Consider the following 8,448-nt stretch of genomic DNA (forward strand, 5'->3'; position numbering starts at 1 on the left):
CAAAATCCTGCGAGACTACCGCCGCGCCGCAAGCACGCTCGCCGACACCGTCTCCGGAATCGCGAACCTCCACAACATCATCCTCACAGCCTGACCCAACCACTAGCCCCACCAACCACAACACCAGCTACGAGACAGCCCTTAGCCGTGGTGCTTCGCGAGGTTGACGCGGGTGAGGGCGGGGTGCGCGGCGGGTGGCCTTGTGCTGATCGCCGCCGCGGCCGTGAGCCACGCCCACTCCGGCATTCGACAACGCGCCAGGATGCGGCCTTCCTCCGGAAACCGGCGCAGCCACTGTTGCCCGCTCGCGCGTGACACGCCCATCGCCACCTGTGCCACCGGCTGCCCTGCCGCGACACGCTCAACCAGCAACCGCCGCCCCCCACACGGAGTCTTCGCCTTGATCACCCCGACGCGCCGGCCGCACCGTCGGCAACGTCCACGATCCCTACAGCTGGCAATGACGCGGCCGGGCGCGAGCGCCGGGGCGAGCTCACAGTCGTCACACCGCTGAGCTGCTTGGCTACCGTGGCGACTTCCCGTGCCCGGCCGGCTAGTACGGTCGCAGCGCGAGAGGCCGAACGTGAGCGAGGAGGGAACCGTGACCGAGCCCCGCTACCCGGAGGGCGCGAACGGGCAACAGCAGTCCGCGACCCCCGCGCGGGACGCGCAGCTGCTGGAGCGCACCGTGTTCGAGGTCAAGCGGGTGATCGTCGGGCAGGACAGGCTCGTCGAGCGGCTCCTCGTGGGCCTGCTGGCCAAGGGGCACCTGCTCCTGGAGGGCGTGCCGGGCGTGGCCAAGACCCTCGCGGTGGAAACCCTCGCCCGGGTCGTCGGCGGGTCGTTCTCCCGGGTGCAGTTCACGCCCGACCTGGTGCCCGCCGACATCCTCGGCACCCGCATCTACCGGCAGGGCAGCGAGAAGTTCGACGTCGAGCTCGGCCCGGTGGTCGCCAACTTCGTGCTCGCCGACGAGATCAACCGCGCGCCCGCCAAGGTGCAGTCCGCGATGCTCGAGGTGATGGCCGAGCGGCACGTCTCCATCGGCGGCAAGACCTTCCCGATGCCCGACCCGTTCCTCGTCCTCGCCACCCAGAACCCGATCGAGAACGAGGGCGTCTACCCGCTGCCCGAAGCGCAGCGCGACCGGTTCCTGTTCAAGATCATCGTCGACTACCCCTCCGCCGAGGAGGAGCGCGAGATCATCTACCGGATGGGCGTCACGCCCCCGGAACCGCACGAGGTCCTCAGCCCGGCCGAGCTGGTCCGGCTGCAGGAGGTCGCCGCGAAGGTGTTCGTGCACCACTCGCTCGTCGACTACGTCGTGCGCCTGGTGCTGGCCACCCGCACCCCGGCCGAGCACGGCCTCACCGACGTCGCCGGCTGGGTGTCCTACGGCGCCTCGCCGCGCGCCAGCCTCGGCATCATCGCCGCGGCCCGCGCGCTCGCGCTCGTCCGCGGCCGCGACTACGTGCTGCCCCAGGACGTCGTCGACGTCGTGCCGGCCGTGCTGCGGCACCGGCTCGTGCTGTCCTACGACGCGCTCGCCGACGCCGTGCCGCTGGACCACATCATCACCCGCGTGCTGCAGACCGTGCCGCTGCCGCAGGTCTCCGCCCGGCCGCAAGGCGGACCGGCCCAGCCGCTGCCGAACGGGACCCCGGGGCGGTAGTGGCCAGGGGACACACCGGCGACGGTGGCGCCCGGCCCGCGTGGGCGCCGCCCGTGCTCCGCGGTGAACGGCTCGACGCCGGGCTGCGCATGCTCGAACTCGAGGTGCGCCGGCGGCTCGACGGCCTGCTGCAGGGCAATCACCTCGGCCTCGTGCCGGGCCCCGGCTCGGAGCCGGGCGAGGCGCGGCCCTACCAGCCGGGCGACGACGTGCGCCGCATGGACTGGGCCGTCACCGCCCGCACCACCGAACCGCACATCCGCGAGACGGTCGCCGATCGCGAGCTGGAGACCTGGGTCGCCGCCGACCTGTCCGCGAGCCTGGACTTCGGCACCGCGCTGTCGGAGAAGCGCGACCTGGTGGTGTGCGCGGTCGCCGCGATCGTGCACCTGACCGGCGGCGGGGGCAACCGGCTCGGCGCGGTGTTCTCCAACGGCGCCACGACCGAGCGGGTGCCCGCCCGGGGCGGCCGCGCGCACGCCCGGAACCTGCTGCGCAAGATCGCCGAGATGCCGCGCGCGGCCGAAGGCACCCGCGGCGACCTCGCCGCCATGATCGAGCAGCTGCGCCGCCCGCCGCGCCGCCGCGGGCTCGTCGTCGTGGTGTCCGACTTCCTCGGCGGCACCGAGTGGCAGCGGCCGCTGCGGGCGGTGGCCGCGCGGCACGACCTGATCGGCATCGAGGTGATCGACCCCCGCGACGTCGACCTGCCCGAGGTGGGCACGATCGTGCTCGCCGACCCGGAGACCGGCAAGCAACGCGAGGTGCGGGCCTCGGCCCTGCTGCGCCGCGAGTTCGCCGCCGCCGCGCAGGCGCACCGCGACCAGGTGGCGCGGGCGTTGCGGCAGGCCGGCGCGGCGCACCTGGTGCTGCGCACGGATTCCGACTGGATCGCCGACACCGTCCGGTTCGTGGTGGCCCGCAAGCGGCGGTGGAGCGGAGGCGCCGCATGAGCCTCTCCGGATTCAGCGCGCCCTGGTGGTTCCTGCTGCTGTTCGTGGTCGCCGCGGTCGCCGTCGGCTACGTGCTCGCGCAGCGCGCCCGGCGGCGGCGCACCATGCGGTTCTCCAACCTGGAACTGCTCGACCGCATCGCCCCGCGCTCGCAGGGCTGGCCGCGGCACGTGCCCGCGGCGCTGATCATCGTGTCGCTGCTGCTGCTCACCGTCGGCCTGGCCGGGCCGACCGCCGAGCAGAAGGTGCCGCGCAACCGGGCCACCGTGATGCTCGTCGTGGACGTGTCGTTGTCGATGGAGGCCACCGACGTCAGACCCTCGCGCATCAAGGCCGCCCAGGAGGCGGCGATCCAGTTCGCGCAGGGCCTCACCCCCGGCATCAACCTGGGACTGGTGTCCTTCGCCGGCACCGCGACCGTCCTGGTGGCGCCGACGACGCAGCGGCAGAGCGTGGTCGGCGCGATCGACAACCTCAAGCTGGCCCAGTCGACCGCCACCGGGGAGGGCATCTACGCGGCGCTGCAATCGATCCAGGGGTTCTCGGCGGTGGTCGGCGGCGCGGACGGCCCGCCACCGGCGCGGATCGTGCTGATGAGCGACGGCAAGCAGACCGTGCCGGACGACCTGTACGCGCCGCGCGGGGCGTTCACCGCCGCGCAGGAGGCGCGCAAGCAGCAGGTGCCGATCTCCACGATCTCGTTCGGCACCAGCCACGGCACGGTCGAGATCGACGGCCGCGAGGTGCCGGTGGACGTCGACGACGGGTCGCTGCAGGAGGTCGCGCGCCTGTCCGACGGGCAGTTCTACCAGGCCGGCTCGGCCGAGCAGCTCAAAGAGGTCTACGCCGACCTCGGCGAGCAGATCGGCTACGAGATGAAGGAGGCCGACGCCAGCCGCCCGTGGGTCCTGCTCGGCACGCTGGCCCTGGTCGCCGCGGCGGGCACGTCGCTGTTCGTGGGGCAGCGCCTGCCGTAGCCGCGCGGTCCGGGGACGCCGCACCGGGCTACACACCGAACGCGCGGTTCGCGTGGCTGACGATCAGCGCGTTCCCGCGGCGTGGGGACTGGAGGTGGTGGCGCCGCCGCAGGCCGGTGACGTGTCAGGCCCGTGACGGCCGGGTATGCGCCCTCCCGAGGACGAGTTCACCGGGAGGTGTGATGAAGGAACACGAGATCGTCGCCGCCGTGCGCCGGATCGCGGGGCTGGCCGACGCCGAGCACGCCGCGGCCGCCACCCGCGCCACGCTGACCGTGCTGGGGCAGCGGCTGGCCGGCGGCGAGCCGGGCGACCTCGGCGGGCAGCTGCCCGCCGGCATCAAGGAGGCGCTGCCCGAGACCGGCGAGGGGGCCACGTTCGGGGTGGAGGAGTTCTACCGGCGCGTCATGGACGCCGAAGGCCGCGGCTGCACGCAGGACGGCGCCCGCGAGCACGCCCGGGCCGTCGTCGCGGCGCTCAAGGCGGGCGTGAGCCAGGGCGAGTTCGACGACCTCGTCCAGCAGCTGCCCGCCGACTACCGCGACGACCTGCTCTCCACCGCCCCGGCCGACGAGCACCGTTAGACCCCGTCGGCGAAACCCTGCTGCCGCCACGCCTCGAACACCGCGATCGCCGCGGTGTTGGCGAGGTTGAGCGAACGCACCCCCGGCCGCATCGGCACGCGCACGCGGTCGGTGACCTCCGGGGCGTCCCGCACCTCGGGCGGCAACCCGGACGATTCGGGCCCGAACATCAGCACGTCGCCCGGCTGGTACGCCACGTCGGTGTACCAGCGGGTGGCGTTCGCGCTGAACGCGTACACCTTCGCCGGCAGCAGCGCCCGCCACGCGCTGTCCAGGTCCGGGTGCACGTGCACGTCGGCCAGGTCGTGGTAGTCCAGCCCGGCGCGGCGCAGGTGCTTGTCCTCGAACCGGAAGCCCAGCGGCTCGACGAGGTGCAGCTGGCAGCCCGAGTTGGCCGCGAGCCGGATCGCGTTGCCCGTGTTGGGCGGGATCTCCGGCCGGTAGAAGAGAATGCGGAACATCGGAGTTGATCGTTTCCGTTCACCTGTGGTTCGCCCGTCCGGATGCTGACAGCCATGTTCGGCCATGAGCATCCTGATGCTCCCCATCCCACCACAGGAGGACCCCCACATGGTCGTGCGCCCGAATCACCTGTCCCGCCGCCGGTTCCTTGGCTTCAGCGGGGCGGGAGCCGCGGCGGTGCTGCTCGGCACCGGCGCCTGGACGGCGGCGAATGCCTACGCCAGCCCCGTCAAGGGCACCAACCCGTTCACCCTCGGCGTCGCCTCCGGCGACCCGGCGCCCGACGGGGTCGTGCTGTGGACCCGGCTCGCGCCGGACCCCTTCGCCGCCGACGGCGCCGGCGGCATGCCCGCCACCCCGGTGCGCGTGGAGTACGAGGTCGCCCACGACGAACGGTTCCGCGCGGTGGTGCGGCGCGGCAGCGCCATCGCCACGCCCGAGCTGGGCCACTCGGTGCACCCGGAGATCTCCGGCCTGGCGCCCGACCACGAGTACTTCTACCGGTTCCGCGTCGGCGGCGAGATCTCGATGGTCGGCCGCACCCGCACCGCCCCGGCGCTGTGGTCCTCGCCGCGTGAGCTGAACTTCGCCTTCGCCTCGTGCCAGGCCTGGCAGGACGGCTACTTCACCGCCTACGAGCACATGGCCGCCGAGGACCTGGACTTCGTCGTGCACCTGGGCGACTACCTGTACGAGTACGGGGTGGGCAGCAACAAGCGCGGCGTCACGGTCGAGGACAAGTTCAAGACCGAGACCTTCGACCTGGCCCGCTACCGGCTGCAGTACGCGCTGTACAAGGCGGAGGCGCCGCTGCAGGCCGCGCACGCGCGCTTCCCGTGGATCCACACCATCGACGACCACGAGGTCGAGAACAACTGGGCCGGCGACATCTCCCAGGCCGACACCGAGCCCGACCAGGACCCGGCCGTGTTCCGGCAGCGGCGCGCGCAGGCGTTCCAGGCCAACTACGAGAACCTGCCCTACCGGCACACGCAGATGCCCGCCGGCCCGAACGTGCGGCTGCACCGGCGCCTGTCCTACGGACAGCTGGCCGAGATCACCATGCTGGACACCCGCCAGTACCGCGACGACCAGCCGTGCGGCGACGGCGCCTCGGCCACCTGCACCGACCGGCTCGACCCGGAGCGCACCCTGCTCGGGCCGGCGCAGCGGGACTGGCTGATCAAGGGCTTCCGGGAGTCCCGGGCGCGCTGGCAGGTGCTGGGCAACCAGGCGCCGATGGGCCAGACCGACCGCGACCCGGGCGCGCCGGTGGACGTGTTCCTCGACCCGTGGGACGGCTACGTCGCCGAGCGCAACAAGGTGCTGGCCGCCGCGCAGGACCGGGACGTGCGCAACCTGGTGGTGATCACCGGTGACCGGCACCAGAACTACGCGTGGGACCTCAAGCGCGACTACGCCGACCCGGGCTCGCCGACGGTGGGCAGCGAGTTCGTCGGCACCTCGATCACCAGCGGCGCCGACGGCGCGGACATGACGACCGAGGGGCAGAACTTCCTGGCGGCCAACCCGCACCTGAAGTTCTTCAACGCCCAGCGCGGCTACGTGCGGGTCAACGTCAACCGGCAGCGCTGGCGCAGCGACTTCCGGGTGGTGCCGTACGTGACGAAGCCGGGCGCGCCGATCAGCACGCGCGCCAGCTTCGTGGTGGAGGACCGCCGGCCCGGCGTTCAGGAAGCCTGAGGCCGCCGGGCCAGGACGAACGCCTGAGGGGCCGTTTCCGGGAACGGCCCCGCGTCGTCGGGTGCGCGCTCGAGCCGGGCGCGCACCTCGAACCCGGCTTCGGTGAGCAGCGCGGCCACCCGGTCCACGCGGCGCGGGTGGAAGTCCAGGCTCACCCGGTGCCCGCCGACCTCGTCGCGGTGCACGGGTTCGTCGCCGACGTCGAAAGCCAGCTGCAGCCAGCCGCCGGGGGCGAGGACCCGGCGGAACCCGGCCAGCACCGCGGGCAGGTCCGCGGGCGGGACGTGGATGACCGAGTACCAGGCGACCAGCCCGCCGAGGCTGCCCGCGGGCAGGTCGAGCGCGGTCATCGAGCCGACCTCGAACCGGACGCCCGGGTGGGTGCGCCGCGCCACGGCGATCATCTCCGGGGACAGGTCGATGCCGAAGGCGTCCACCCCGAGGCTCCGCAGGTGGGCGGTGATGCGGCCGGACCCGCAGCCGACGTCGGCCACCGGCCCGGCGGCCAGCTCGGCGAACGCGGCGAGCACCGCCCGGTCGAGCGGCTTGGTGGCCAGTTCGTCGCGGATCCACTCGGCGAACTCGCCGGCGATGACGTCGTAGGCGGCGCGGGTGTCGCCGAGGTAGCCGGGTTCGGTCACGTGTGCGCCTGCAGCTTGGCGCGCACGTCCTCCGGAGGCGCGGCCTTGGTCATGGTGCGCGAGTCGACGAACACGTAGCGGTTGGTGCCGGTGGCGACGAGGTCGTCGCCGCGGCGGACGGTGAACGCCAGGATCATCGAGGTCGTGCCGAGGTGGTCGATCACGACCTCGACGACCAGCTCCTCGTCGAACCGGCTCGGCGCGCGGTAGCGCAGGTTCGACTCGGCCACCACGCAGTCGACGTGGCGTTCGCGCAGCGCGTCGTAGGAGCCGAAGAGCGCCTTGAAGAACTCGAACGAGGCCATGTCGAACCAGGCCAGGTAGTGCGCGTTGAAGACGATTCCCTGCGGATCGCACTCGTGGAAGCGGACGCGCAGCGGCATCGCCACCACCGGCGGGCGGGACTGGGTCACCGGGTGCTCCTTCCTCGCTCAGCCGTGCAGCGCGCGGTAGGTCGCCACGGCTCCGGGGTGCAGGGGAACGGTACCGGTTCCGATCAGCGAACGTACATCGAGGAACTGGGTCGCCACGGCCTGCGCGGGCACCAGGCGGCTCGCCCGCTGGACCAGGACGCGGGTGATCGCGGCGGCGATGTCGGCGGGCAGGTCCGGGCGGCACACGAGCAGGCTCGCCACGCCGATGGTATCGACCTCGGGGGAGCGGTAGGCCCCGGCGGGCACGCGCACCGCTTCCTGGCCCGGGCCGCGCAACGCCGGCAGGTAGGGCGCCAGCGGCAGCAGGCGAATGCCGATCTCGCTGTCCAGTGTGGACAGCACCGGCAGCGGGACCCCGCCGGAGACGAGCATCGCGTCGATCCGGCCGGTCTTGAGTGCGTCGCCGGCGTCGAGCATCGGCAGGTGCCGGGCGACGATGGGGACGCCGGCCGCGGCGAAGAGCCGGTCACCCAGCACGGCGGCGCCGGAGCGGGGTGCGCTGAGGGAGACGGTGCGCCCGGCGAGGCCGGCCACGGAGGTGATGGGGGAGCCGGCGCGGACGGCGAGCTGCAGGTAGTTCTCGTAGACCCGGCCCAGCGCGCGCAGCTCGATGCGGCGGCCGAACGGGGGATTCCCGGTGGTGGCGGCGCCCGCGATGTCGCCGAGGCTGAGGGCGAGTTCGGCCGTGCCGGCGTCGAGCATCTCCAGGTTGGCGACGCTGGCTTCGGTCGGCAGCGCGACGGTGTGCAGGCGGGGGTAAGCGGCGTTCACCTCGGCGGCGAGGGGCTGCCCGAACGCGAGGTAGAAGCCGGCTTCCTCCCCCGTGGCGATCCGGAGGCGCCCCACGGGCCCACCCGCCCGAGGCGGCGCACCGGAGCGGAGAGCGGCCCCGGCCACCACGACGGCGACCCCGGCACGGAGAAGGCTGCGGCGGGTGGTCACGGCAGCACCCCCGGCGTGGCGAGTGGTGAGGTGTGGTGGGGGGGGAGGGGGATGGGCAGGTCGCGGCGAGGCTCGGTGA

General features: G+C 73.2%; 9 protein-coding genes. 5 read left to right on the top strand and 4 right to left on the bottom strand.

Going from position 1 to position 8,448, the window contains the following annotated elements; all coding sequences use genetic code 11:
• Positions 1-601: 601 nt before the first annotated feature.
• From D0D28_RS34525 to D0D28_RS34540, 4 genes are all read left to right on the top strand, one after another.
• On the top strand, positions 602-1,672 hold the full coding sequence (locus tag D0D28_RS34525) for an AAA family ATPase (protein WP_116115381.1): 1,071 nt from the start codon (positions 602-604) through the stop codon (positions 1,670-1,672).
• Positions 1,672-2,625 carry a DUF58 domain-containing protein gene (locus D0D28_RS34530; RefSeq protein WP_116115386.1) on the top strand — a complete coding sequence of 318 codons (954 nt, stop codon included), beginning with the start codon at positions 1,672-1,674 and terminating at the stop codon, positions 2,623-2,625. Before D0D28_RS34525 ends, D0D28_RS34530 begins: the two co-directional genes overlap by 1 nt.
• Positions 2,622-3,602, top strand: coding sequence for a VWA domain-containing protein (locus tag D0D28_RS34535; RefSeq protein WP_094002878.1), 981 nt, complete (start codon positions 2,622-2,624; stop codon positions 3,600-3,602). The genes D0D28_RS34530 and D0D28_RS34535 overlap by 4 nt, the downstream gene beginning before the upstream one ends.
• A 182-nt stretch (positions 3,603-3,784) precedes the next feature.
• Positions 3,785-4,186: a DUF2267 domain-containing protein gene (locus D0D28_RS34540; protein WP_116115388.1), complete on the top strand. Its 402-nt coding sequence runs from the start codon at positions 3,785-3,787 to the stop codon at positions 4,184-4,186.
• Here D0D28_RS34540 and D0D28_RS34545 read toward each other — a convergent pair.
• Positions 4,183-4,647: a tRNA (cytidine(34)-2'-O)-methyltransferase gene (locus tag D0D28_RS34545; RefSeq protein WP_116115390.1), complete on the bottom strand. Its 465-nt coding sequence runs from the start codon at positions 4,645-4,647 to the stop codon at positions 4,183-4,185. The two genes, D0D28_RS34540 and D0D28_RS34545, sit on opposite strands and share 4 nt — an antisense overlap.
• A gap of 109 nt (positions 4,648-4,756) precedes the next feature.
• Here D0D28_RS34545 and D0D28_RS34550 point away from each other — a divergent pair, with 109 nt between their 5' ends.
• Complete coding sequence (locus D0D28_RS34550) at positions 4,757-6,352, top strand: alkaline phosphatase D family protein (protein ID WP_094002881.1); 1,596 nt, start codon at positions 4,757-4,759, stop codon at positions 6,350-6,352.
• Here the strand turns inward: D0D28_RS34550 and D0D28_RS34555 are convergent.
• The 3 genes from D0D28_RS34555 to D0D28_RS34565 are packed head-to-tail and all read right to left on the bottom strand — an operon-like array spanning position 6,340 to position 8,369.
• Positions 6,340-6,993 carry a class I SAM-dependent DNA methyltransferase gene (locus D0D28_RS34555; protein ID WP_116115392.1) on the bottom strand — a complete coding sequence of 218 codons (654 nt, stop codon included), beginning with the start codon at positions 6,991-6,993 and terminating at the stop codon, positions 6,340-6,342. The genes D0D28_RS34550 and D0D28_RS34555 overlap by 13 nt on opposite strands.
• Positions 6,990-7,406 carry an acyl-CoA thioesterase gene (locus D0D28_RS34560; protein WP_094002883.1) on the bottom strand — a complete coding sequence of 139 codons (417 nt, stop codon included), beginning with the start codon at positions 7,404-7,406 and terminating at the stop codon, positions 6,990-6,992. Before D0D28_RS34560 ends, D0D28_RS34555 begins: the two co-directional genes overlap by 4 nt.
• Before the next feature lie 18 nt (positions 7,407-7,424).
• Positions 7,425-8,369: a TAXI family TRAP transporter solute-binding subunit gene (locus D0D28_RS34565; RefSeq protein WP_116115394.1), complete on the bottom strand. Its 945-nt coding sequence runs from the start codon at positions 8,367-8,369 to the stop codon at positions 7,425-7,427.
• Between the last annotated feature and the right edge of the window lie 79 nt (positions 8,370-8,448).

The sequence above is a fragment of the Amycolatopsis ruanii genome (genome assembly GCF_003385175.1).
Classification (GTDB): domain Bacteria; phylum Actinomycetota; class Actinomycetes; order Mycobacteriales; family Pseudonocardiaceae; genus Amycolatopsis_E; species Amycolatopsis_E thermalba.

Bases quoted from the DNA above. Each gene is read 5' to 3' on its own strand.
- D0D28_RS34535 (WP_094002878.1), top strand. From the start codon at position 2,622: ATGAGCCTCTCCGGATTCAGCGCGCCCTGGTGGTTCCTGCTGCTGTTC.
- D0D28_RS34540 (WP_116115388.1), top strand. From the start codon at position 3,785: ATGAAGGAACACGAGATCGTCGCCGCCGTGCGCCGGATCGCGGGGCTG.
- D0D28_RS34545 (WP_116115390.1), bottom strand. From the start codon at position 4,647: ATGTTCCGCATTCTCTTCTACCGGCCGGAGATCCCGCCCAACACGGGC.
- D0D28_RS34550 (WP_094002881.1), top strand. From the start codon at position 4,757: ATGGTCGTGCGCCCGAATCACCTGTCCCGCCGCCGGTTCCTTGGCTTC.